Annotated in this window: 20 protein-coding genes; 7 read left to right on the top strand and 13 right to left on the bottom strand. The window is 57.0% G+C overall.

The features are described from left to right. Positions 1 to 316: 316 nt before the first annotated feature. The 4 genes from B3K78_RS12920 to B3K78_RS12935 form a co-directional block, all read right to left on the bottom strand. Positions 317 to 502, bottom strand: coding sequence for a hypothetical protein (locus B3K78_RS12920; RefSeq protein ID WP_286695770.1), 186 nt, complete (start codon positions 500 to 502; stop codon positions 317 to 319). A 63-nt stretch (positions 503 to 565) separates the two neighbouring features. Continuing rightward, positions 566 to 970: a nuclear transport factor 2 family protein gene (locus B3K78_RS12925; RefSeq protein WP_286695771.1), complete on the bottom strand. Its 405-nt coding sequence runs from the start codon at positions 968 to 970 to the stop codon at positions 566 to 568. 56 nt (positions 971 to 1,026) lie between these two features. Next, the gene (locus B3K78_RS12930) at positions 1,027 to 3,270 is read right to left on the bottom strand and encodes a TonB-dependent receptor (protein WP_286695772.1); all 2,244 of its coding nucleotides are present in this window, start codon (positions 3,268 to 3,270) and stop codon (positions 1,027 to 1,029) included. A 60-nt stretch (positions 3,271 to 3,330) separates the two neighbouring features. Then, entirely contained in the window at positions 3,331 to 5,502 is a 2,172-nt protein-coding gene (locus tag B3K78_RS12935; RefSeq protein WP_286695773.1) for a TonB-dependent receptor, read from the bottom strand. Between the two features lie 149 nt (positions 5,503 to 5,651). Here B3K78_RS12935 and B3K78_RS12940 point away from each other — a divergent pair, with 149 nt between their 5' ends. Further along, entirely contained in the window at positions 5,652 to 6,683 is a 1,032-nt protein-coding gene (locus B3K78_RS12940) for a YheT family hydrolase (protein WP_286695774.1), read from the top strand. On the opposite strand, the gene B3K78_RS12945 is transcribed toward B3K78_RS12940, so the two are convergent. Then, complete coding sequence (locus tag B3K78_RS12945; RefSeq protein WP_286695775.1) at positions 6,680 to 7,543, bottom strand: HpcH/HpaI aldolase/citrate lyase family protein; 864 nt, start codon at positions 7,541 to 7,543, stop codon at positions 6,680 to 6,682. The genes B3K78_RS12940 and B3K78_RS12945 overlap by 4 nt on opposite strands. Positions 7,544 to 7,687: 144 nt before the next feature. Between B3K78_RS12945 and B3K78_RS12950 the strand changes: the two genes are divergently transcribed. The 6 genes from B3K78_RS12950 (at position 7,688) to B3K78_RS12975 (ending at position 15,426) form a co-directional block, all read left to right on the top strand. Then, positions 7,688 to 8,917: an imelysin family protein gene (locus B3K78_RS12950; RefSeq protein ID WP_286695776.1), complete on the top strand. Its 1,230-nt coding sequence runs from the start codon at positions 7,688 to 7,690 to the stop codon at positions 8,915 to 8,917. Next, positions 8,871 to 10,148 (top strand): di-heme oxidoredictase family protein, encoded by a 1,278-nt coding sequence (locus B3K78_RS12955; RefSeq protein ID WP_286695777.1) that lies wholly within the window; start codon positions 8,871 to 8,873, stop codon positions 10,146 to 10,148. The genes B3K78_RS12950 and B3K78_RS12955 overlap by 47 nt, the downstream gene beginning before the upstream one ends. Next, positions 10,149 to 11,267: an imelysin family protein gene (locus B3K78_RS12960; protein ID WP_286695778.1), complete on the top strand. Its 1,119-nt coding sequence runs from the start codon at positions 10,149 to 10,151 to the stop codon at positions 11,265 to 11,267. 1 nt (position 11,268) lies between these two features. After that, a complete protein-coding gene (locus tag B3K78_RS12965) occupies positions 11,269 to 12,390 on the top strand; it encodes a DUF1513 domain-containing protein (protein WP_286695779.1) in 1,122 nt (373 codons plus the stop codon). 13 nt (positions 12,391 to 12,403) lie between these two features. After that, the gene (locus tag B3K78_RS12970; protein ID WP_286695780.1) at positions 12,404 to 13,798 is read left to right on the top strand and encodes a multicopper oxidase family protein; all 1,395 of its coding nucleotides are present in this window, start codon (positions 12,404 to 12,406) and stop codon (positions 13,796 to 13,798) included. Positions 13,799 to 13,884: 86 nt separating this feature from the next. Further along, entirely contained in the window at positions 13,885 to 15,426 is a 1,542-nt protein-coding gene (locus tag B3K78_RS12975; protein ID WP_286695781.1) for a GGDEF domain-containing protein, read from the top strand. Positions 15,427 to 15,514: 88 nt separating this feature from the next. Here B3K78_RS12975 and B3K78_RS12980 read toward each other — a convergent pair whose 3' ends face one another. The 8 genes from B3K78_RS12980 to B3K78_RS13015 all read right to left on the bottom strand — a co-directional run bounded on the left by B3K78_RS12980 (position 15,515) and on the right by B3K78_RS13015 (position 23,228). Next, positions 15,515 to 17,218 carry a WS/DGAT/MGAT family O-acyltransferase gene (locus tag B3K78_RS12980; protein WP_286695782.1) on the bottom strand — a complete coding sequence of 568 codons (1,704 nt, stop codon included), beginning with the start codon at positions 17,216 to 17,218 and terminating at the stop codon, positions 15,515 to 15,517. A gap of 181 nt (positions 17,219 to 17,399) precedes the next feature. Then, positions 17,400 to 18,353 carry an oxygen-dependent tRNA uridine(34) hydroxylase TrhO gene (trhO, locus tag B3K78_RS12985; protein WP_286695783.1) on the bottom strand — a complete coding sequence of 318 codons (954 nt, stop codon included), beginning with the start codon at positions 18,351 to 18,353 and terminating at the stop codon, positions 17,400 to 17,402. Position 18,354: 1 nt separating this feature from the next. After that, positions 18,355 to 18,681: a BolA family protein gene (locus B3K78_RS12990; protein ID WP_204995833.1), complete on the bottom strand. Its 327-nt coding sequence runs from the start codon at positions 18,679 to 18,681 to the stop codon at positions 18,355 to 18,357. Positions 18,682 to 18,711: 30 nt separating this feature from the next. Beyond that, complete coding sequence (locus B3K78_RS12995) at positions 18,712 to 19,038, bottom strand: TfoX/Sxy family protein (RefSeq protein ID WP_286695784.1); 327 nt, start codon at positions 19,036 to 19,038, stop codon at positions 18,712 to 18,714. Beyond that, on the bottom strand, positions 19,031 to 20,071 hold the full coding sequence (locus B3K78_RS13000) for an aminotransferase class I/II-fold pyridoxal phosphate-dependent enzyme (protein WP_286695785.1): 1,041 nt from the start codon (positions 20,069 to 20,071) through the stop codon (positions 19,031 to 19,033). Before B3K78_RS13000 ends, B3K78_RS12995 begins: the two co-directional genes overlap by 8 nt. Continuing rightward, positions 20,068 to 21,003 carry an adenosylcobinamide-phosphate synthase CbiB gene (cbiB, locus tag B3K78_RS13005; RefSeq protein WP_286695786.1) on the bottom strand — a complete coding sequence of 312 codons (936 nt, stop codon included), beginning with the start codon at positions 21,001 to 21,003 and terminating at the stop codon, positions 20,068 to 20,070. The genes B3K78_RS13000 and cbiB overlap by 4 nt, the downstream gene beginning before the upstream one ends. Positions 21,004 to 21,103: 100 nt before the next feature. Further along, entirely contained in the window at positions 21,104 to 21,862 is a 759-nt protein-coding gene (locus B3K78_RS13010; protein ID WP_204995836.1) for an amidohydrolase family protein, read from the bottom strand. A gap of 115 nt (positions 21,863 to 21,977) precedes the next feature. Beyond that, positions 21,978 to 23,228, bottom strand: a complete 1,251-nt coding sequence (locus B3K78_RS13015) for a glycosyltransferase family 4 protein (protein ID WP_286695787.1) — start codon at positions 23,226 to 23,228, stop codon at positions 21,978 to 21,980. Positions 23,229 to 23,248: the final 20 nt, after the last annotated feature.

Consider the following 23,248-nt stretch of genomic DNA (forward strand, 5'->3'; position numbering starts at 1 on the left):
CGGCGGCGACAGCCGACGACAGTGGTGCGGGGTGCGCTTTTGTTGCCTACTTATTTTTCGCATAAAAATAAGTAGGTCGCCCAGCAAGGGCGAAACCAGTGCTACCAGCAACCGCGAGAATGAACTTTTCGTTAGACCATCAGAGCTGGGACCACATATCCTAATCGCGGTTGAAACCGCTCCTACAGGCGCTACGGGTTGGTCGCGGTCAGGCCCGCTCCTACAGGTCGGGCAACACCGCCCTCCCCTTAACGCCGTCGCAGGGCATCAAAACGGAGCCAAGATAGATAAACAGGTATTGCGTGTATGGAGCCGCTTAGCTGCCCTCTTCCCCGTTCCTCTCATAACGCTGCCGCCGAGCCCGATCCGGCGTAATATGTATACGCATCTCCGTCTCACACTTGGGGCATTCCCAACAGGTAAACCCCTCGGGGTTAATAGCATCCGGGTCGTGAGGATGACCACAGCGCGGACAGATAAAACCGGCAAGTTCTTCACGCATAGACTAGCTCAGCATCCTTACAAGCGATGAGTAATGAATAACGATGCTGCGCTGGAGTGGTCGCTATGCCATCTGCGCCATGACCGCATCGTAGTCCCAGTAGGCTTTCAAGGAGGTGATTTTACCCTCGGCATTGGCGGTGTAGACCACCACCATATCCACGATAATTTTCATATCGCCGGGCATGGTGTTTTCCATATGAACAACATTGGCACATTCATCGCCCGCGGGGTGAGAGCTCAGGATAGTAAAATCGATACTGCCGGGGGCAATGATCATATCCCAAAACGCGGCGATCGCGTCTTTGCCTTTGTGCCCCAGCCCTGTTGGGTCCAGTGGGGAGACGCCGACCGGGTCTTGTACGACGGCTTCATCGGCAAACAATGCCAGCCACGCCTCGCGGTTACCCGCTGCCACGTATTCGCCCGATTTACGACTGGCTTCCAGCGCTAACTTTCCATACGACATATTCACTTCCCCAAAAGAGCCACCCGAGTGGGCGGCACTTACGTTCTTATAATGGTTTAAAAGCTCAACTTGAGATCGAGGCCGTAGCTCTTTGGCTCGCCAAAAATCGCGGAACGATAGAGCCCCAGACTGATGGCATGAACCTTATATTCCTCATCGTCGAGGTTTCGCCCCCATACTGCGATTTCAAGATCACCGGCGCCCACCGCGATGTCTGACAGGGCCAGGCGCGCGTTGACGATGCCGTAATCATCCATTTTGAAACCTTCGATATCGTCATTAAAGGCGGTGCCGAAACGCTCATCGGTCCACGCGTAGTCAACGGAAGCCGTTAGCATCGCGCCGCCTTGGATATTGCCGCCGCTTAGCGGGCGCTGATATTCAAGCCCAACGGTGTAGTTGTGCTCGGGCGCATAGGGCATCTCTGTGCGGTCGGCGACGTTTTTACCGAAGTCGGGGTTAGCCATGTTCTGACCGGGAATCGGGCTGGCAACGGTCTCGCGCTGATCCAAGTACTCAATAAAGTCGGCGTCGGTATAGCCGTAGGAAATTTGCAGGGTTAAACCGCGCGCCAGCACCGCCATCAGGTCCATTTCGAAACCGTCAATTTCGGCCTCGCCCACGTTGTAAACGTCGGTGAGGAAAATGGTGCTGTTGTCAGTAATTTGCTGGGTTTGCAGGTCTTCATACTCGGCGTGGAAAATCGCCGCGTTCAGGGTCATGCGGTTATCCAGCCAGCTCGACTTAATACCAAGCTCGTAGGAGGTCATATTCTCTTCGTCGAAGGGCGGCTGAAAACCTTCCTCCGTGCTGCGAACGTTATAACCGCCGGCTTTATAAGCGGTAACAACCTTTGCAAAGGTGCTGACTTGGTCTGTCCAGGCGTAGTCCAGCGTGAGGCTTGGATTAAAGTTGCTCCATTCGTCACTGCCCGACTGCTCGCCATTAGCGAAGTAGATGGAGCTGTCCTTGGTCGCCGCTCGCTTATCGACGGTGTAGCGCCCGCCCAGCGTCACGTCCAAGCGATGGGCCAATGCCGCGGGCGACCACGTGATCTGCCCATAAATAGCCGTTGCTTCTGCCTCAGAAGCAATTTGCCGATCCTCGTTCGGCTCATAGGAACCGGGCACCAGGCCAATACCGCGGTTAAATTCCGCTTCGTAGGACTCTTCTTCAAAGTAGTAAAGGCCGGCCACATAGCGCCAGCTTTCACCCACATCGCCCACCAGCTGAAACTCCTGGGAGAACTGGTCTTGATCGATATCCACATTTGCTTCAAAGAATTTGTCACCGGAGCCGTAGTCTTGGGTGATGCTCTCTTCCAATTCGCGATAACCGGTAATCGACTTCAACTGGCCAATGGCGGTGTCCCAGGTGACGGTCAGTGAGTGGCCGGAAATTTCTGTGCGGCTGGGATCGGCCTTGCGCCACCATGATCCCTTACTCTGGCGACCTTCGTTGGCAGGCGCATTGAGTTGGAACAGCGTGGAGAAAACCGGGTCGAGGGTGACGGTTTTTTGGTAGTAGTGCTGCGGCCCTTCGATTTCCGAAAAGTCGTAGGCGTAATCAACGGTAATGCTGTCGCTAACATCCCAACGCAGTGCAACACGGCCGGCCTCTTTGCGCTCTTCACCAAAGTTGTCGCCCTCGCCGGTGTTCTCTACCCAGCCATCGTGCCCGGATTTAAGGTAGCTGAGTTTGCCCGCAACGGGCCCGATTTTGCCTGATTCAATTTTGGTGAGTGACTGCCAGAAGCCGCGGTTGCCCGCACCGACTTTTTGACTAAACCCAAACTCGTCGCTGGGTTTGGCGGTAATCAAGTTGATGGCGCCACCGGTGGTGTTGCGTCCATAGAGCGTACCCTGGGGGCCACGCAGCACTTCAATGCGCTCCAGGTCGGCGACATCGCTACTTAAACCGACGCTGCGAGCGACATACACGCCATCAATATACACCCCTACTGCCGGGTCTTGAGTCGTTTGACTGTCGTTATTGCCCACGCCGCGCATAAATACCACCAACGAGCTGCGACTGTTGGGGAAAGGGGTAATAGTGACGTTGGGGGCTAACCCTGCAACATCGGCGAGATCGGTAATGCCGAATCGCTCCAAGCGCTCATTGGAAAACGCCAGCAGCGATATCGGCGTGTCTTGCAGTGAGCTTTCTCTTTTTTCCGCTGTGACTAGGATTTCTTCTAATGCGAGACCATCCGCCTGGGCGCCTGTAATCAGGCTATAACCCAGCGCAAGTGGCAGCAATGAACGAGCGCCTGAGAACGGCATTATGATTTTTCTAAACATATATTCCCCAAACAAAATCGCCGCCATTGCTGGCGGCGCTTGGACAAGCAACTGTGTAACTTAGAAGCTTAGTTTTACATCGACACCGTAGCTTTTTGGCTCGCCGAAGTAGGCCGACTGATACGCTCCCAAACTGATGGAGTGAACTTTATACTCCTCGTCGTCGAGATTACGCCCCCAGAAAGCAACTTCCAGCTCAGTAGAGCCGATAGTCATGCCAGACAAGGCAACGCGGCCGTTGACGACGCCATAGTCATCCAGGAAGTAGCCTTCGATATCGTCGTTAAAGGCGGTGCCATAACGCTCATCAGTCCAGCTGTAGTCCAGCGATGCGGTCAGCATTGAGGTGTTGGCGCCAGTGCCTACCGCGCGCTGATACTCCAGACCAATAGTGTAATTGTGCTCTGGTGCGTAGGGCATTTCCGCTTGGTCAGCAATGTTCTGGCCCTGGGTCGGCGCGCCATTACGCTGATCGATATACTCAACAAAGTCTGCATCGGTATAACCGTAGGACAGCTGCATGGTTAAACCAGGCACCAGCACCGCCATCACGTCCAGTTCCAGACCATCGATTTCAGCTTCACCTACGTTGTACACATCGGTGAGGAAGATGGTGGCATTGTTGGTCACCTGCTGAAGCTGCATGTCTTCGTATTCGGCGTGGAATACCGAGGCATTGGCGGTGATGCGATTGTTCAGCCAGCTCGACTTCATACCCAGCTCGAAAGAGGTCATGTTCTCTTCGTCGAAGGGGGGCTGGAAGCCGGCTTCGGTACTGCGCACATTATAGCCGCCAGCTTTGTAGGCGGTAACGACCTTGGCATAGGTGCTGAGGTCGTCACTCCAGGCGTAATCCAGGGTTAGGCTCGGGTTGAAATTGCTCCACTCATCGCTGTCCGATTGCTCGCCGCCAACAAAGTACACGCTGCTGTCTTTGGTGGCCGAGCGCTTATCCACGGTGTAGCGACCGCCAAGGGTAACGTCTAAGCGCTGCTCCAGCGCTTCAGGCGACCAGGTGATCTGCCCGTAGGCCGCATAGGCCTTGGCGTCAGACTTAATGGTGCGGTCTTCCACGGGGAAAATCGCAAAGGTAGGCGGCACTGGCGCGGTGTCAAACTCTTCTTCCAGGCCGTCTTCTTCAAAGTAGTACAGGCCCGCCACGTAGCGAATATTCGCTCCGGCATCACCGACCAGCTGGAACTCTTGCGAGAACTGGTCCTGGTCGATATCCACGCTCACGGCAAAGCCGGGCGCACCGCCGCCGTAGTTCTGCTCAATGCTCTCTTCCAGTTCACGGTAGCCGGTGATCGACTTCACGGTACCCACAGCGGTATCCCAGGTGACGGTTAGGCTATGGCCAGAGATATCGGTATTACTGGGCTTAACGCCGCCGGACCACGAGCCCGTTTCAGAACGTTGATCGCTGGCGTTGGGATACAAACCGGGTACAAAAGACTCGGTAGGCTGGTAATACTGCTGTGGACCTTCGATTTCTGAAAAGTCGTAGGCGTAGTCAACGGTAACGCTTTCGCTGGCGTCCCAACGCACGGCGACGCGGCCCGCTTTTTTGTCTTCAGCGCCGAAGTTGTCACCGCTGCCGGTGTTCTTCACCCAGCCGTCGTGGGCCGATTCCATGTAGGTGAATTTACCGGCGAATTGACCAACCTTGCCGCTTTCAATTTTGGTGAGCGACTGCCAGTAGTCGCGGTTGCCGACACTGACTTTCTGGCTAACGCCGAATTCGTCAGCGGGTTTTGCAGTAATCAGGTTAATGGCACCGCCCGTGGTATTGCGGCCGTACAGTGTGCCTTGCGGGCCACGCAGTACTTCGATGCGCTCCAGGTCGGCAACGTCGCTGCCCAAGCCGATGCTGCGCGCCACATACACGCCATCAATATAGATACCAACAGCGGCATCCTGGGTGGTTTGGCTGTCGTTGTTACCCACGCCGCGCATGAAAATAACCAGGGAGCTGCGACTGTTGGGGAACGGTGTAATGGTGACGTTTGGTGCTAAACCGGCCACGTCGGCCAGATCGGTAATACCGAAGCGGTCCAAACGCTCATTGGAAAATGCCAGTAGTGAAATGGGGGTGTCCTGAAGCGAACTCTCGCGCTTCTCTGCCGTTACCAATACTTCCTCTAGCGCGAGGTCGTTGGCAACGGCACCAGCCGACATTAGCCCGCAGATTGCGGTTGCCAAAAGTGAACGGCGGCCAAGAATTTTTGTCATGAGTATCTCCCGTGTCATACTGCTTTATTATTTATTGGAAGCGCAGAGTGTGCATCCATGCGCTACACCAGTAGCCGCCTATAGTCGCAGTTCCAAACCAGCACGGCCTATCGTCCATTCGGCTTAGCAAAAATCGAGTAGTTTCAACAATGTCTCACACCAGTGAATTTGCCCCACCCGCGCTACTGCAAAACCCCCATGTGCAATCGCTGTTGGCCTCGACGGCGCCGCGCAAAATACGCTTGATGCCACGGGTTCGCCAATTGCAGAGTGCCAGCAAGTCGGTGATTCTGGACTGCGGCAATGGCAGCCAATTGCTCGGTGAATACAGCCCTCAGCAACAGGGCCGCAGTCGCGGTTTAATCACCCTGATTCACGGCTGGGAAGGCAGCTCGCGGTCGACCTATTTGCTCTCCGCCGCCAGTGCCTTCTACCGCGCTGGCTATGATGTGTTTCGATTGAATCTTCGCGACCACGGCCCCAGCCACCATTTAAACCGAGAGCTTTTCAATTCAACCCTGCTTGAAGAAGTGCTGGGCGCATTGCGCGCCATACAGGCCAACTACCCTCACGACTGGCAGTTTCTCGCCGGCTTTTCACTGGGCGGAAACTTTGCCCTGCGACTGGCTGCCGCGGCCACCGAGGCGGGCATTCACATTCACCAAACCATTGCGATATGCCCCGTTGTCGACCCGGTAAAAACCATGGCGGCCATTGAGCAGGGCTGGTGGGTGTACGAACAATATTTTGTGCGCAAGTGGAAGCGCTCACTGAAAAAGAAACTGGCGCTCTACCCCGAGCTGAACTTTTCTGAGCAACTGCACGGCATGAAACGATTGCGGGACTTTAACGATTATTTTGTTCCCAACCACACGCCGTTTAACGAACCCGACGAGTATTTTCGCGCCTACGCCCTGAGCGCAGACCTGCTGAGCACATTGAGCAACCCCGCCCATATTATTGCGGCCCAGGATGACCCAATGATTATTGCCGAGGACTTCGAGCAACTGCGCGGGGTAAAACCGCTGAGTATAGAAACGCCGCGCTTTGGCGGGCATTGCGGCTTTGTTAAAAACTGGCGGCTGGACAGCTGGGTCGATGACCGAATGCTGGAGATCGTCCAGCTGCGAAAGCAGCAGCCTCGACAGGCTGCCAGCACCGAAGCCGCAACGATGACCTAACGCGCCGCCAGCGCGTCACCAATGGCAAGGATTCGCAGCGCTTCGTCAACATGCAGCGACTCCACCAGGCGGCCATCCACAACAACCACGCCCAACCCCTGGGTCTCGGCTTCTACCCAGGCTTGGTGAATTTTTTTCGCTTGCGCTAATTGTTGCTCGGACGGGCCAAAGGTTTGGTTAGCCGCGGCAATCTGTTTCGGGTGGATCAGCGTTTTGCCATCGAAGCCCAATTGCACGCCCTGCTCACAGGCTTGCACAAAGCCCGCCTCATCGTCGAGGTTAAGGTGCACGCCATCGAGCACATCCAAACCGTGGGCGCGCGCCGCCAGCACGCATTGGCTAAGCGATACCTGCAGGCCCAACCGGTCCGGAGTGTGCGGTACGCGAAGCTCCTTGGCCAGGTCCGAGGTGCCCATCACGATGGCCTCAAGCCGCGAATGGCTGCCCGCTATCTCGTCGATGGCCAATACGCCTCTGGGCGTTTCTGCCATTGCCCAAAGCTTGAGCGTCTCCGGCGCTTGCTCCTGAACAAGTAGCTGCACCACGGCCTGCACTTCTGCGGCGGATTCCACTTTCGGCAAGCACAGGGCAGAGATCGGCGCGTGAGCAAAGGCGGCTATTTCTTCTCGGCCCCAGGGGGTATCAAAGCCGTTAACGCGCACCACCAATTCGCGGTGCCCGTAACCACCTTCGGCGAGCGCATCCAGAATGTGCTGGCGGGCCTGCACCTTTTGCGACGGGGAAACGGCATCTTCAAGATCGAGGATCAATACATCGGCGTCGAGGCTTCGCGCCTTTTCCAGGGCGCGGGTATTCGCGCCAGGCATGTATAACACTGATCGACGGGGAAGGTACGCCATTGAGGTCACTCCGCAAAAAAACGCCAAGTCTAGCATAGGGCTGAACCGCCGGATCGCCCAGACCCGAGGAATTACAATTGCGAATCATTTTCAATTAGCGCAAAATATCCCGCTGCTTTACCGTCGCCAACTTGAGGACTCTTCATGACTAAGTATGTGCTAACACTGCTCTTGCTGTGCCAGTTTGGCGTTGCGCAAGCCGCGCCGGACAATCGCCGCGCTATCGTGACGCACTACACCAATTTGGCACACGCGGTGTTCGACGATGCAAAAACGACAGCGCAAACGTTGTTGAGTCGTGTTGAGGCCCTGCTCGCCGAGCCATCAGAAAAAACCTTAATGGCGGCGCGCCAGGCCTGGATCGCCGCGCGCATCCCCTACCAGCAAAGTGAGGCCTTTCGCTTTGGCAACCCAGTGGTTGACGACTGGGAGGGGCAGCTCAATAGCTGGCCGCTGGATGAAGGCTTGATCGATTACGTGGACCAAAGCTACGCCGCGAGCCTGGGCAATATCGCCGCCGACATGAATATCATCGCCAACCCCACTATTACACTGGGCGGCGGCGCGATAGACGCCACCACGATCACCCCGGCGTTATTACAGGACTTACATGAACTGGCCGGCAATGCCGCCAACGTGACCAGCGGCTACCACGCGATTGAATTCCTGCTATGGGGCCAAGACCTCAACGGCCATCAAGCCGGTGCGGGCGAGCGCCCCTACACCGACTTCAGTAAGGGTGAAGCCTGCACAAACGGGCACTGCGAGCGCCGCGGTCAATATTTGCTGGCCGCGACACAATTACTCGTTAGCGACCTCGCCTACATGACCCAGCAATGGGCTGCCGAGGGCGACAACTATCGCCATGAATTACTGTCGCTGCCCACCGAACAGGCGCTGGCGCGCATCTTCTACGGCATTGGCTCACTGAGTTTGGGCGAGCTTGGTGGCGAGCGTATCAAGGTGGCCCTAGAAGCCAACTCAACCGAGGATGAGCACGACTGCTTTAGCGACAACACGCACTGGTCCCACTACTACAATGGCCTGGGCATCAGCAATGTGTATAAGGGCGAGTACCAGCGCATAGATGGCAGCTGGGTTCGCGGCCCCTCGCTGAGCCAAGCGGTTGCCGCATCGTCAGCGCAGGCTGACAAAGCATTAACGGCCGCCCTGAGTACCACCATGGCGCGCCTGCAGTTGCTAACGCAAGTGGCCGAACACCCGGAGCGCCCACAAAAATTCGATATGTTGATCGCCCCAGGCAATGCACAGGGTCGCAACTTGCTCGGCAGTATTCTGCAAGCGCTGACAAACCAAACCCGCGCCATTGAAGACGCCGCGGCAAGCCTCGGCATCAACCCCAACGCGATTTAACGCCTTGCCACGCAACCGTTTTTTCACCCTTGTCGCCCTGGCACTGATACCACTATCGAGCTGGGGCACACCACCCCTTGAGCGACCGGCGCCTGAACTAAGCCCACAGCAACAACTTGACTGGGCCGTCGGCCGCAGCTTTGCCCACCGCCCGTGGGTGTCGTCACCGGCAACCACAACCGCACGCGATGGCCTCGGCCCGCTATTTAATGCGCGAAGCTGCGCCGGCTGCCACCCAGGCAATGGCCAGGGCCAACTTCCCGCAAAAGGTCTTGGAACGGTACTGAGGCTGCCGAAAGACAGCCTGTTTGGCAGCCAACTGCAAGACCGCGCCCTGCCCGGTTTCACAGCGGAAGGCCGAATTGCCTGGCGAGTATCCCGCCATGCGCCGCGCCCCCATCGGCAATACCTAATCGCCGAGTATCGGCAGCTTTCAGCCTCGGCACGCTTGGCCCCCATGCTGATCGGTTTGGGCAAGCTCGACGCCATTGATCGTGCCCAGATCCTGGCCTGGGAAGATGTCGATGACCGCGATAATGACGGTGTTTCCGGCCGAGCGGCCACACTGGATAACGGGCGGCTTGGCCGCTTTGGCTGGAAAGCTTCCCAAGCCTCGCTGCGCGAGCAAATTGCCCAGGCCTTTGCTGAGGACATGGGCATCGACAGTGCAATACGTCGCGCCACCCGCTGCGACCAAATTAGCGCGGCCGCTTCTGAGAACGACAGAATGGCTGCCCGCGCCCGCTGTGAGCGCGCCTCTGGCGCCGACCAGCCCGATGGCAGCGAAATCAGCTCGAAGATTCTCGGCGCGGTTGAACACTACATTGCCAATTTAGCGATCCCCGGCAGCAGGGCTGACCACCATGGCCCCGCCGCCAGAACCTTTGCCGAAATCGGTTGCGCAAGCTGCCACCGTCCAACATTCGCCACCGCCAGCGGCACGATTTATCCCTACAGCGATTTGCTGCTTCACGATATGGGCGACGGCCTGAATGACGGCGTCGCCGAGGGCGCAGCGCGCCCCGAAGAATGGCGCACTGCGCCACTGTGGGGGCTTGGAATCCGCAGCGCAGAGGCGGACAATACCCGACTGCTCCACGACGGCCGCGCGAACAGTGTTCGCGAGGCGATTGCCTGGCACGGCGGCGAAGCCCGCGCCGCGAGGCAGCGTTTCAACGCCTTATCGCAAGCACAGCAGGCCCGTCTACTCGAATTTTTAAAGGAACTGTAAATGTCTACCCCAGCGACCCTGATACAACACTGCCGGAAGTGGCTGTTGCTGCCCTGTTTCAGCCTGCTCGCTGCCTGCACCCCGCCCCCCGAACAACAGCTGCTTGAAGACACTGCGCAAACCAGCTTGCTGCCCGCTCACCGGGATTTTGCTCTGGCGGCAAAGCAGCTTTCTCAGGCCACCCAGGCATTTTGTAAATCGCTTGACGACGCGGGGCTACAAGCAGCCCAAGAACATTGGCGACACAGCGCGGTAGCGTGGTCGGGGCTGCAAGTAAAAAGCTTCGGCCCCCTGATGGAAGACAATCTAAGCTGGCAAATCCAGTTTTGGCCAGATCGTAAAAACCTGGTCGCTCGCAAGCTCGAGGGCCTGATCGCCGAGCATGCCGACGCCACCTCCTTCACCGCCAGCACGATCGCCGACGCGAGCGTGGTGGTACAAGGCTTAAGTGCGCTGGAGTATTTACTGTTCGATGAAAAAGCGGCTCAGCTTGATCGTTATCAAACCGCCCCGTTGCGCTGTCAGGTGCTGAGCGCTATCGCCGAGCATCAGAAAACGTTAAGCAAAACACTGCACGAAGCCTGGCTGCCCGATCACGGAAACTACCTTGGCACCTTTGCGCAGCCCGGCCCTAAAAACCCGGTTTATCCCGACCGCCAACAAGCCATTGCGGCGCTTTTGGAGTCACTGGTTGCCGGTGCCGAATTGATAAAACGCGATAAGCTTGAGCGGCCTCTGGGCTTTGCCAACAGCCGGGGCCTAAGCCAGGTGTACCTGCTTGAGTGGTGGCGTAGCCGCTTCTCTCGCGAAGCCATTATTGGCAACCTCAATGCGTTGCAGCGCCTTTATCTGGCAGATGAACTATACGGGATCGACGACTATCTGCGGCAGCATCAGCACAGTGAACTGGCAGAGCAGATTACCAGCACCTTTGAAAAAACCATTGTCGCTGCGCAGGCCGTTGAGGGTGACCTTTTCTCGGCCGCGACTGATCCAGCGCAAAAACCTCAGCTGCTCGCACTTTATACTGAGGTACAGCAATTACTCGACTTGCTAAAAAATGCCCTGCCGGATGCTCTGGGTATCACCCTGAGTTTTAACGGCGCCGACGGAGACTAGTATGCAACGCCGCACCCTGATCGCTGGTGCACTGGGTTTACCCGTAGCTGCAGCACTTTGGCAGTTCACATCCGCCCCAGCGCAGGCCAACTACAGCCCGGTGTGCAGCGCGGCAAACAATGCCGAGGGCCAGCCAATACTGGGGGCAATGCACGGTGATCACTGGGCTTTTACGCTGCCCGGTGACGAGCGTGGCCACGATAGCTGTGTACACAATGAGCGAGCAGAAGCGCTGTTTTTTGCGCGTCGCCCCGGCACCCACATTTATGTTGTCGACCTGAAAACCGGCAAGCTTCGCCATAAAATCAACGCCGCCGAGGGCTACCATTTTTACGGTCACGGCTGTGTAAGCGGCGATGGCCGCTACCTTTACACCACAGAAAACCACGTTGCGGATAACGGTCGCGGCGTTATTGGCGTCTACGATTGCTACGACCAGTATCGATTAATCAGCCACATGGATTGCGGCGGCATCGGCCCTCACGAACTCGCCTTAATGCCTGATGGCAAGCACATTGTGGTGGCGGTGGGCGGCATTAAAACGCTGCCAGCGAGTGGTCGTAAAACCCTCAACCCCGGAGCGCTTGAACCCGGTTTGAGCTACCTGAATTTGGCGGAGCAGCGCGTCGTCGCATTCATCCCCTCCCCCGATGCCCAACTGAGCTTGCGCCATTTGGATGTCAATACCAACGGCGATGTTGTGGTGGGCGGTCAATATCAGGGAACGACACCCTCCGCCAAGCCACTCATTTACCACCATCGGCTGGATGGCGAGATGCTTGCACTGGATATCAACACCGAGCTGGCCATGCGCAACGACTATGTCGCCAGCGTCGCCACCGACGATCAGCAAAATGTGCTTTGCAGCTTCCCCCGCGACAATCAGCTGGGGTTGTGGTCAATACCCCAGCGCCGCCTGCTGCACAGCTGGCGCTTGCGGGATTGCGCTGGCGCCGTGTATGACGCCGCCAACAAGCAGTTCATTGTAAGCAGCAGCTCCGGACAGCTAATGGCTGCCCGCGCCGGTGAAGACCAGCTGTCACCACTGGCCTACCTACCGGGCCTGCGCTGGGACAATCATTTAAGCCTGATCCCACCACATCTGGCCAATACCCTCGGCTAGCCACAGAGACGCTATGAAACGACGCCAATTTGTTAAACACGGTTTGAGCGGCGCGGCACTGACTTGCCTGCCGCGTTTTAGTCTGGCGATGGCCACGCCGCCAAACGGCGACAGTGACAACGGCGAGCGCTACGATTACGTGCTGCGCGCAGAGCGAGGTAGCGCGACCTTAGTACCTGGCAAACAGAGCGAGATACTGGGCTTTAACGGACAATTCCCCGCACCGACCATTCGTGTTCGCCAGGGTGAGCGGCTGCGCCTGCGCTTCGAAAACCACCTGGATGAAGCCAGCACCATTCACTGGCATGGCATTCGCATTGACAACGCGATGGACGGCGTACCGGTGCTGAGTCAGGCGCCTGTCCAGCCGGGTGAGAGCTTCCTCTACGATTTTGTTTGCCCCGACGCGGGCACCTTTTGGTATCACCCCCATATCAACTCCATTCGCCAACTCGGCATGGGAATGGTTGGGGTATTAATCGTGGAAGAGCGGGAACCGCAACCCTACCACGAGGTGATTATCGGCCTGAAAGATTGGCGGCTGGATAAAAACGGCGACTACCTGCCGCTCTCCATTCCCAGAGAGGCCTTCCGCGATGGCACACTCGGCACCGTCAACACGGTGAATGGCCGCCAGCAACCCACCATTGATATTCCCGCCAACCAGGCCACGCGCCTGCGCGTGCTGAATATGGACAACACGCGGGTATACCGACCGCGCCTGGATGGCAATTCGCCGCGCATTCTCGCCCTGGATGGCAGCCCCGTAATCCCTCACCGCCCCTTTGAAGTAACCCCACTGGGTGCGGGCATGCGTATGGATCTCGGTTTTGTCGCCCCGGAGCCCGGTAAAGAATTTGTTCTCTACGATCAAAAAGGCCGCTTTGGTGTCGAGCTGTGTCGCCTGCGCACGGTAGACAGTAAACCGCCAACACCGCAGGCAAACACCGTGACGAGTTTGCCGCCCAACCCGATTGCAATACCCAATCTTGAACAGGCCGAGTTACTGCGCTTTGTCTTTGAGTGGCAGGGCGCGCTGTCGCCGCTTGACCAGGAAGGAAATGCCGACCACAGCTTTTGGCTGATTAACCGCCGCGCCTGGGGTTCGCACGGCCACCATAGCCTTCCCGAACCACTGGCGACACTGAGCCTTGGCAAAAGCTATATCGCCGAGCTGCACAACGCCACGCCGCATGCGCACCCTATTCATCTACACGGGTTGATTTTTACTGTATTGTCTTCTAATAAACGTAAGGTAAACCCCTATCAGAGTGACACCATACTGCTGGAGAAGAACGAACGCGCCCGCATCGCCTTCGTTGCCGACAACCCCGGTCGCTGGATGTTTCACTGTCACGTGATTGAACACATGAAAACGGGTTTAATGGGTTATATTACTGTGACGTAAATTGTAAGGAGCGCTATTGAGAGTTAGCCACCAACGCGGCACTGAGATATCCTTTGCGCACTTGGACACGGACATCCAGTAATCTCATGACGCTTACCCGAAAAGCCACTCTGATTATCGCTAGCACCATGCTGTTTACCATTTTTTCTGGTTTGCTGGCACGTGAGCTAATACTCAACCCTCATCTGAAGAAAATCGAGAACGCTGCCGACCTGCGTGACGTGGATCGCTTCGAGCAGGCGGTTGACCGTTACCGCGCTAATCTGGAGAGCCGCATTGGCAGAATATACGCGGCAGCAGGCTTGCTTCAGGGCCTTGAAGGGCAACTCGATTGGTCCCCGGTAATCTTGCAACTCGCCCATATAGGCGGCTATGGCGAACTGGATTACTTTATCCTCGCGGATGAATCCGGTGAGAACAGAATTGTAAAAGCCGGCGAAATCGCGGAAAAAACCCGTCACCTTCCCGACAACGCCACCCAAGTTGAGATATTTAACGAGGCAGTATCGCGTCTTGACCAACAGGGCAGCGCCAGTATTTCCGGCTTGCTACTAAGCGAGGGAGACGGCCCTCTGATCTATGCTGCCGGCCGAGCCAACTGGACCACGGATAAACTGCCGTCGATATATATTGCGGTGCGCCGTATCGATGATGCACTGATCGCATCGCTGGGTGAACGGCTCGGCCTCACCGTGAATGCCATGACTCACGATGAGAGCATCAAGCAACGCGAGCACTATGGCGTCGGGCTGGGCCAGCGCAGTGAAGATGACACCTTGTACTCCCTGCTCAGGAACGACGCCGGCGACGTTATCGTACACATGTGTTTCAAAACAGCGCCGCGCGCCTTTGACGACGAAATTTTCAGCCCAACCATCGTCGCGGCCCTGATCATAGCAACGCTGTCTTGGGCGGTGGTCATCGTGCTTATGAAACGCGCCGTTATCTACCCCATTGAAAACCTCGCCCAGACCATGCGACGAATACGGCAGTCGAGTAATTATCAGCAAAAACTCAATTACAAACACAATGACGAGCTCGGCAAACTGGTCGATGAGTACAATGAGCTCCTGGAACATGTCGCCAACCACACCAGCAAGCTCGAAGCCTACTCTTACAAAGATGCCCTCACCGGCATTGGCAATCGCCGCCTTTTTCAAGAGCGCCTGGATTACCTGTGGAAGCTGGCATCGCGCCGTCAGCTTAGCCTGAGCGCCATTGTTTTCGACCTGGATTATTTCAAACAGTACAACGACCGCTACGGCCACGACGGCGGCGACCATGTATTGCGTCAGTTTTCTGGCTTACTGAAAAAACGCTTCACCCGCGAAACCGATGTGATTGCCCGCACGGGTGGGGAAGAATTTATTGTTCTGCTGTTCGATGTGTCCAAGGCCAATGCCCTGAAGTTAGCGAATAGGCTCGTAGGCGATTTACGCTTATTAGCCATCCCCCACGAAGCCTCGCCGCAATCTGGAGTCGTCTCGGTTAGCGCCGGGGTTGCGTCGTTTACCCCAATCAAAGATAACAGCCCCGACGAGCTGATTAGAAAAGCCGACGAAGCACTTTACGAGGCTAAGGCGGCGGGACGGGATCAGGTGTCTATCAGCCCTGATTCACGCGCTTGACCGCATTACGCCATCTTTCGCGCAAAAGAATTCGGACATAAAAAAACGGGGGCTTCAACGCCCCCGTTTTTCGTTCGCGCCGCTGTTGTTATTTACCCGACTCTGCACTCAGGCTAACAACATTACTCGCCGCGCCGCTGCTCACTTCAGCTTCGGGCTTAAGTATCGACTCAACAGGCTCCGCTGCGCCACTGCTCGCGCGACTGCGCTTGGCTGTGGTCGCCGACTTGGTTGAGCTGGCTTTGGTGGATGCCGCACGTGCCTTTTTAACCGGGGCCTTAGCAACAGCACCGCTGCCGGCTTTCTTCACGGCTTTTTTGGCAGGCGCTTTCTTGCGCGCTTTGGGCTTCTTGGCCTCCGCTTCCTGCTTGCTGATATCCGCCTTCACCGCATCCAGCAGTTCCTGGAAGGCTTTCTCGACACATTCGCGGTAGAAAGCAGGGTCCGGCATGCTGTCGCGATCGCCCAGAATCGACATGGTCACGACACCGGATGAGCTAAATACCAAGTGGAATAGCCCTACGCCCGGTGTGAGCAGGCCCAGCCCGTAATAGCGCACCATCTGCGCACCCGCGGAATACAGTGGGAACGGCGGCCCCGCGACATTCGACACCACGGAGCTGATACCCAGAGGCAAGTGCTGCGTCAGTTCGTTATTGACGTAGGTGTTGACGATGGGCCGCGTCATTGCTGGCGGCATCACGCCGGCCAAGCGCAGCACATCAACCAGGGGCGAGTTTTCTCCGAAGGCCTTGGCGTCCTGGCTGCTTTGATAAATGGCTTTCAAGCGCGCCAGCGGGTCATCCAGCTCGGTGTGCACTTCGACGAACACCGACCCGACCTGGTTATTCTCATCAGACACCCCGCGGCGCGTGCGCATGTTCAGCGGGATGGACACCGCCAGGCTGTCCTCGGGTAATTCGTTGTGGTGCTGCAGGTATTTGCGCATCGCCCCGCCGACCACCGATAACACCACATCATTTATTTTGACGCCGCTATGGTTCTTCACAAGCTTGACGTCTTCCAGCGAGAACTCTGCTGCTTCAAACACACGGTAGGGGCCAACAGGGGTATTAAAGCGCGTGCGCGGCGAGGTGATAGACGGCATGGGAATGCGCTTGCGCGCAACGCCCCACGCCAGCTTGCCCAAATCCGCAAGGGTATTGGCGGCGCCGCCCAGCATTTTCACACTGTTTTTCAGCTGATTAACAGCCGTCGCCGTTCCCAGATACAGCGGGCTTGGCGCGATATCGACCATGACTGTTTCCGGGGCTTCCGGCACCGCTTCGGGGTCGGGCTCAAGATCGTGAATCACCGACATAATTGACGAGCCGCCAGCGCCATCAACCAGTGAGTGATGCATCTTGGTGTAGATGGCAAAGCCCCCTTTCGGCACACCAGGGATATTGTCCAGACCCTCGATAATATAGGCCTCCCAAAGCGGGCGCGACATATCGAGTGGACGGGCGTGTAAGCGAGCAATCAGGATACACAGCTGGCGCCAATCGCCGGGCTGGGGTAAGGCGAGATGGCGAATATGAAACTCGACATCAAAATTGGCATCTTGTACCCAGTAGGGACGGTCAAGCTTACCCGGCACATTCACCAATCTGGAACGGAAAATTGAGTGTTTCTTTAAACGCCGCTCAAAGTTTGCGATCACACCCTTAAAGCGCACAAAACCACCCGGCGCCGTCGAGGGGTCATAAATACCCATTCCCCCAACGTGCTGTGGTGTATTGGGGTGTTCCAAATTGACAAACGCGGTATCGAGTACGCCTAACTGCTTCATCCTTTAAACCTCATGTTCCTGTATCCGTGCAACGGCCGATCAGTAAATTATTGTTTTGGGGCCACACTGCACACCTCTCCAGCTCAATGCACAGTTTGTTCCAACAGTGTAAAACTGAATGCTGCTCGGCGCTATAGCCTGATGGCCCAATACTGGTGACAGTTTGGGCCAGTGCCCGCTCCTAGCTCTGCCCATCCTTGGTGCGGCTGCGCTGACGCTCCGGCGGCGGAGCACCAACATGAGGCACGTTGCGTTGCCGAGCCAGTTCTATCTGCTTTTGGCGATCGCGAAAACGCTGCCGTTGCTCGTCAGTGAGCGTGTCATGGCACGCGGGGCAACTTACCCCCTCTTCATATTTATCGCTCTGCCGGTCGGCGTCGGTAATGGGCCAGCGGCAACCGTGACACAGTGCGTATTCACCCGGCTCCAGGCCTTGTTTCACGGATACTCTGTTATCAAATACAAAACACTCGCCCTGCCAAAGGCTATCGGGCTGGTCGACCTCCTCCAGGTATTTGAGAATGCCGCCCTCCAGGTGATAGACCTCTTCAAACCCTTCGCGTTTCATAAACGCTGAGGCCTTTTCACAACGAATGCCGCCGGTGCAAAACATGGCAACTTTTTTGTGTTTCTCGGGGTTGTAGTTCTGACGCACATATTCCGGGAATTGGCGGAAGCTCTCGGTTTTCGGGTCGACGGCCCCCTTAAAGGTGCCAATCTCCACTTCGTAGTCGTTGCGCGTATCGATCAGTACCACATCGGGGTCAGAAATTAAGGCGTTCCAATCTTTTGGCTTTACGTAGGTGCCCACGACTTCGTTCGGGTCGATGCCGTCGATCCCCATGGTAACGATTTCTTTCTTCAGCTTTACCTTCATACGGTAAAAAGGTTGGCTGCTATCGAAGGACTCTTTATGGCTGAGATCTGCCAACCTTGGGTCAGCTTTCAGATAGGCCAATAGACTATCGATGGCCTCGCGGCTGCCTGCGACGGTACCGTTAATGCCCTCTTCGGCCAGCAGCAATGTGCCGCGAATATTCTGGGCAAGGCAATGGTCAAGCAAGGGCTCTCTCAGTTCGTGAAAGTCCGGCAGGCTGACAAACTTATACAGCGCCGCTACAACAATGTTTGACATATCAGCCCTTGGCCTCCTTTTTACTGCCGCCGAGGCACTGCGGCGAATCGGGAACCGCTGCCGTTTTTTCCTGCCATTCCTCAGGGCTAAACAGGTGAAGGGCCAGCGCATGTACCGGTCCGGCTAATTCCTCGGCAAGTGCAGCGTAGACGGCCTGGTGTCTGGCCACTCGCCGCTTACCGCTAAAGCCCTCGGCAACAATGACAAGCTTAAAGTGAGTTTCAGAGTCTTTGGGCACGCTGTGCATATGACTTTCATTGGTCACTTCAAAGTGAGTCGGCGACAAGGCATCTGTAATTTTGTCGCGAATGGCCTGTTCAATGTGCATGGTGCTCTACTCCTGCTAAATCCTCGCCCATTATACACCGCGAGCACGCCGTGCTGCGGCGACAGCATCGGCAGCCCAAAGAATTAATTCGTCGGCCTCATCAATGAGCTCCTCCGGCGCAAGCCGGTAGCTAAGTTCAACCCATTGATGTCGGCGTTGGTATCGAAACGGCGGCAAATCGCGCTGTTCATAGTTGCCGGTATTGTGTGAATCCACCTTGAAATACAGCTGCTCATCAGCGATCAGCGCGAACATCAGTCCGTCGCAAAAAATGCCGTAGCCGCCAAACATACGCCGCGCGCTAACTGCGCCCAGCGGCTGTAACTGCTCCAACAGGTAGGAAATACCTTCATCCACAGGGCGCCGCCTCAATTAACGCCAGTCGCTCGGCCAGCAAGTCTGCGTTGGCAGCGAGTCCCCAGCGCATATAACCGTGTTCGCCACAGCGATAAACCCGGCACAGTAGTCCCTGCTTCAGGGCCTGCATCGCCCACTTTTCCGCCTGCCCCAGCGGCATTTTTAGCGTGGTAAATAGCGGCGTCACCGCACAGAGCTCGACGTCGCGCCCAAAGCAGCGCAGCAGCTGTTGCGCCTGTTGGTGGGCAGCAAGCGGCAATTGCTGCCTCATCGTTTCCTGCCATTCACGGTCGGCGAATAACTGCTGGCCAATCAGCTGCGCCGCATGATTAACCGACCAGGGCCCAAGTTGCTCGCGCAAGCGGATAATCGTCTCTGGGTGACTCAGCACGGCGCCCAGACGCAGCCCGGGCAAACCAAAGAACTTTCCTACCGAGCGCAGCAGCACAACGCGCTTATCGGCCAACAAGGCATTGGCCTGATAGGCCGGCACACAATCCACATAGGCTTGATCAATTACCAGGCAACCCTCTGGCGGCAGTAGCGCCAACCACTGCGCGACAACGGTGACCGGGAGTTGCTGGCCATCGGGATTATTGGGGCTGATCAGCACTAAATACTGAATATCTTGCTCGCGAATTTGCGCGGCCACTGCCTCGCTGCTGTAGTCGCTGAAAAACCGGCAGTGATGCCCCCCCAGCTGCCAGCGGTAGGCGTGTTCTTCGTAGGCCACGGCGGGCAACAGCACATTGCCCTGGGGGTATAACTGCGGCAGCAGCTGAATTACCGGTTGGCTGCCACCACACAGCAACAACTGCGCAACATCAACCTGGTAATAGGCCGCTGCCGACGCCTGTAATTCGGGGTTTTCATAGGGCAATTCAGTGAAGCAATGGCTCGGCAAGGCCGGAACCGGCCAGGGCCAGGGGTTGATCCCGGTGGCCAGATTTAACAAGGGCCTCGGCATGCCTTCGGGGTAGTGAAGCTCATTGGGGTCGCCACCGTGGCGAGGCGGCACGATTCGCTCGCTCATAGTAATGCTCCCACCAATGCACTTAGCAACCACACCGCGCAAACCGTATCCACCAAACGCACACTCCGCCGCACATCCCCCGGCTGGGGCAGGCGACCTGCGCCCAGCGTCGCGCGCTGTTGCTGCTGCCCATGGTAATTAGCGGCGCCTCCGACAGTGATGCCTAAAGCGGCGGCGCCGCTGGCCATTACCGCGCCGGCGTTAATGCTCTTCCAGCGCCACCCCTGAAAAACCAGGCAGCGAATCGCGCTCGCGGAGAAAGACACCAGCGCAAAGCTCAGCGCGGTGAGCTGAGCGGGAATAAAATTCAACACATCATCGCAGCGCGCTGCCACGCGGCCGAACAAATTAAAACGCGCATTGCGGTAGCCCCACATCGCATCCAGGGTATTGCTCAAACGGTGCACAAGCACCCCGCAAGGGCCCGCCACGGCAAACCAAAACAGCGAGGCAAACAGCGCATCACTGCTATTTTCCAACGTCGTCTCGATGCTGGCACTGAGCACCTGGGCGTCGTTGAGCTCTGCCGTGTCCCGGCTGACTATGTATGACAAAGCCTGCCTGGCACCGGGAAGATCACGCTGTTCTAACGCCGTTAAAATCGGCTGCACATGCTCGCGCATACTCTGCCAGCCGACGGCCAAATACAAAATGACCACGGACAACAACGCCTCCAGCAAAGGGGAGAATTCGCTCAGCACAACACTGATGCCATAGAGCATAAGCACCGGAGGCAGCACCGCGACGGTGTATGCCAGAGCACCTGCCCACAATTTGAGAGAGCCACTTCCCCGGTTGAGCCTGGCCTCCAGATAATGCGCAAATCTGCCAAAGCCAACCAGTGGGTGGCAGCGACGCGGCTCGCCCAATACACGATCGGCAAGCAATGCAAGCAGAGCGAGTACTGCGGTGGGTATAGTGAGTTCTGTCATGGTATTGGCGAGCTGCGCGGGCACAGCCATGATCTCAGGTGAGTCGATGCAAGGGGCGGGACTGTAATCAAGGGGCAATCGGCGGTCAAGGTTGGCGCGGTTATTCGCCCTGCAAGCGGTAGAATTCGACGGCGTTTTCCCACAACACACAGCGCGCATCGCTATCGCCCAGTGCATTGCCGATGATCTCAATATCTATTGGATTAAATGGCCTAGGCGAGCGCGTTGAAGGTAAGTCAGTGCCGAACATCAAGGCCTTTGGGTTAATGCTATGGAGGCGTTTGACGACCTGACTGACAGCGAAGTCGACCCGTCCAAAGCCCGTTGCCTTAACCTTGACGCCCCTCTCAACCAAACGATACAGCAGCGGCAACCCGGCCTTACTCAAGCCCAGGTGATCAATACTTACCGCCGGCAGCGCACACAGCGGCGTTTCCAATTCTTCCAGTGCTGCGCTGTCGCAGTAGATTTCCGTGTGCCAACCCAATAGCTCGTGCACCCGATTTGCAAACGAAAACAGGTGCTGCACCGACTCCGAGCCCCCGCGCCGCAAATTAAAACGAACGGCGCGAACCCGCTGGCGGTCGAGTGCCACCAAAGTATCATCGGGCGTGTCATGGGGCAGCTGGGTAACGCCCACAAAGTGCGGGCCGAGGCTGGCGAGCGCGGCTTGCAGGTAGGACTGATCAAAGCTCTGAAATGACCCAGACACCACTGCCCCGCCGGCAATGCCGAGGTCAGCGGTCTGGTGGATGTAGTCGTCGACGGTAAACGCAGACGGCAGAAAGCCCTGGTTGCTGGTCAATGGGTAAGCGGGATCGATGATGTGCAAATGTGCATCGAAAATAAGATGGTCCATTGCCACTCCGCTCCAACGTTGGGTCGCTGCTCAGGGCCGTGAAGATGCCCGATGAGCTTGATCAAAAATCATACAGCGCATCCAACATGGCAGATGAATAGCCACTTTGCAAACCTCAGTGCGCAGTAGCCAGCTGAGACTTAGCCGCGATCCACTGAGACATATACTGATGACTGCGCAGGCTGTGGTGGCGAAGCATGGCACCGATAAAATTGCCCTGGCGATGAACAGCCAGCTCGCCAGATAGCCGACCAATACGCGACCGAAGCGCTTGGCTTGGCTCTGCGGACGTAAACGGCGCCAGGCAGCGCACGGCGCGCTCTTGGGCACTGCGCCAGTTCGATTCATCGCGGTATAGCGACACCGCTGCCTCAATCAACGCCTGCGGCGAATCCGCAACCACCCCGCCCCAGTTGGCTGGCGTATCCACCATCCCCTCCGCGCCAATGCTTGTGGTTACCGAGGGAGTTGCCTGCTCCATCGCCTCCAGCAGCTTGCCCTTTTGCCCGGCACCAAAGCGCAGAGGCGCGATACAAACGCGGGCCTGTCGCATCACGGCGGCGGCATCTTTGGCCCACCCTTTCAGCAAAAAACCCTGTTTTTCACTGTGCAATTGCTGCGCTTTTGGAGGCGGGTACGCCCCGTACACATGACACTGCGCCGATGGCAGTTGCCGGCGTATCTCGGGCCACAATTCGCTGCGTAAATAACGCAGGCTGTCCCAGTTTGGCTCGTGTCGAAAATTGCCAATACAGATAAAATGGCGTCGCTGCGCGTAAGGCAGCGGCGACGCCGTTCCACCTTCACTGCTAAAAGGCAGGTGATGCAACAGCTCGGCACTAACGCCGTAGTGGGACTGCAGCAGCGATATCTCGGCAGTAGAAATCATCAGGCTAAGGTCGCATCGCCATATGGATGCCAGCTCGCGCAGCGCCAGCTCACTACTCAGTAACTCGCTATCGGGCCGCATGGTGTTCTGCCCGCGCTTGAGCGCCTGATGGCGGGCGTCGCGCAGGCAGTGAAGATCCTGAGTATCGAGTATGCACATCGCCTGCGGGCACTCTTTGGCCACTCGCCAGGAAAATTGCTCCTCGGTGAGAAAGCGGTCAAACACAACCAGGTCTGGCTGCATTTTTCTAAGCAATTGATTGAAGCTATCGCAATTTAGCCGAATCTCGACCTCATCCACCGCGATGTCGCTAAGCGGGTAGCGGTGTTCAGACAGCGCCGCCGCACAGGCGAACGTCACCCTACCGCCAGCGGCTTGCAGACAGCGAATCAGTGACAGTGTGCGCCGCCCCGCCGCAGACGAATTTGGCTCGGGCCAAACGTGGCCGATATATAAAATGTTCTCAGGGGCGCTCAATATCGCCTTCCTTCAGATGG

This window comes from Spongiibacter sp. UBA1325 (assembly GCF_002306875.1).
Taxonomy (GTDB): domain Bacteria; phylum Pseudomonadota; class Gammaproteobacteria; order Pseudomonadales; family Spongiibacteraceae; genus Spongiibacter; species Spongiibacter marinus.

Excerpts from the sequence above, each read along its gene's own strand:
- B3K78_RS12925 (WP_286695771.1), bottom strand. The coding sequence starts at position 970 with ATGTCGTATGGAAAGTTAGCGCTGGAAGCCAGTCGTAAATCGGGCGAA.
- B3K78_RS12960 (WP_286695778.1), top strand. The coding sequence starts at position 10,149 with ATGTCTACCCCAGCGACCCTGATACAACACTGCCGGAAGTGGCTGTTG.
- B3K78_RS12970 (WP_286695780.1), top strand. The coding sequence starts at position 12,404 with ATGAAACGACGCCAATTTGTTAAACACGGTTTGAGCGGCGCGGCACTG.
- B3K78_RS12940 (WP_286695774.1), top strand. The coding sequence starts at position 5,652 with ATGTCTCACACCAGTGAATTTGCCCCACCCGCGCTACTGCAAAACCCC.
- B3K78_RS12945 (WP_286695775.1), bottom strand. The coding sequence starts at position 7,543 with ATGGCGTACCTTCCCCGTCGATCAGTGTTATACATGCCTGGCGCGAAT.
- B3K78_RS12980 (WP_286695782.1), bottom strand. The coding sequence starts at position 17,218 with ATGAAGCAGTTAGGCGTACTCGATACCGCGTTTGTCAATTTGGAACAC.
- B3K78_RS12990 (WP_204995833.1), bottom strand. The coding sequence starts at position 18,681 with ATGCACATTGAACAGGCCATTCGCGACAAAATTACAGATGCCTTGTCG.
- trhO (WP_286695783.1), bottom strand. The coding sequence starts at position 18,353 with ATGTCAAACATTGTTGTAGCGGCGCTGTATAAGTTTGTCAGCCTGCCG.
- B3K78_RS13010 (WP_204995836.1), bottom strand. The coding sequence starts at position 21,862 with ATGGACCATCTTATTTTCGATGCACATTTGCACATCATCGATCCCGCT.
- B3K78_RS12950 (WP_286695776.1), top strand. The coding sequence starts at position 7,688 with ATGACTAAGTATGTGCTAACACTGCTCTTGCTGTGCCAGTTTGGCGTT.
- B3K78_RS12975 (WP_286695781.1), top strand. The coding sequence starts at position 13,885 with ATGACGCTTACCCGAAAAGCCACTCTGATTATCGCTAGCACCATGCTG.
- B3K78_RS12920 (WP_286695770.1), bottom strand. The coding sequence starts at position 502 with ATGCGTGAAGAACTTGCCGGTTTTATCTGTCCGCGCTGTGGTCATCCT.
- B3K78_RS12965 (WP_286695779.1), top strand. The coding sequence starts at position 11,269 with ATGCAACGCCGCACCCTGATCGCTGGTGCACTGGGTTTACCCGTAGCT.
- B3K78_RS13000 (WP_286695785.1), bottom strand. The coding sequence starts at position 20,071 with ATGAGCGAGCGAATCGTGCCGCCTCGCCACGGTGGCGACCCCAATGAG.
- cbiB (WP_286695786.1), bottom strand. The coding sequence starts at position 21,003 with ATGACAGAACTCACTATACCCACCGCAGTACTCGCTCTGCTTGCATTG.
- B3K78_RS12935 (WP_286695773.1), bottom strand. The coding sequence starts at position 5,502 with ATGACAAAAATTCTTGGCCGCCGTTCACTTTTGGCAACCGCAATCTGC.
- B3K78_RS12930 (WP_286695772.1), bottom strand. The coding sequence starts at position 3,270 with ATGTTTAGAAAAATCATAATGCCGTTCTCAGGCGCTCGTTCATTGCTG.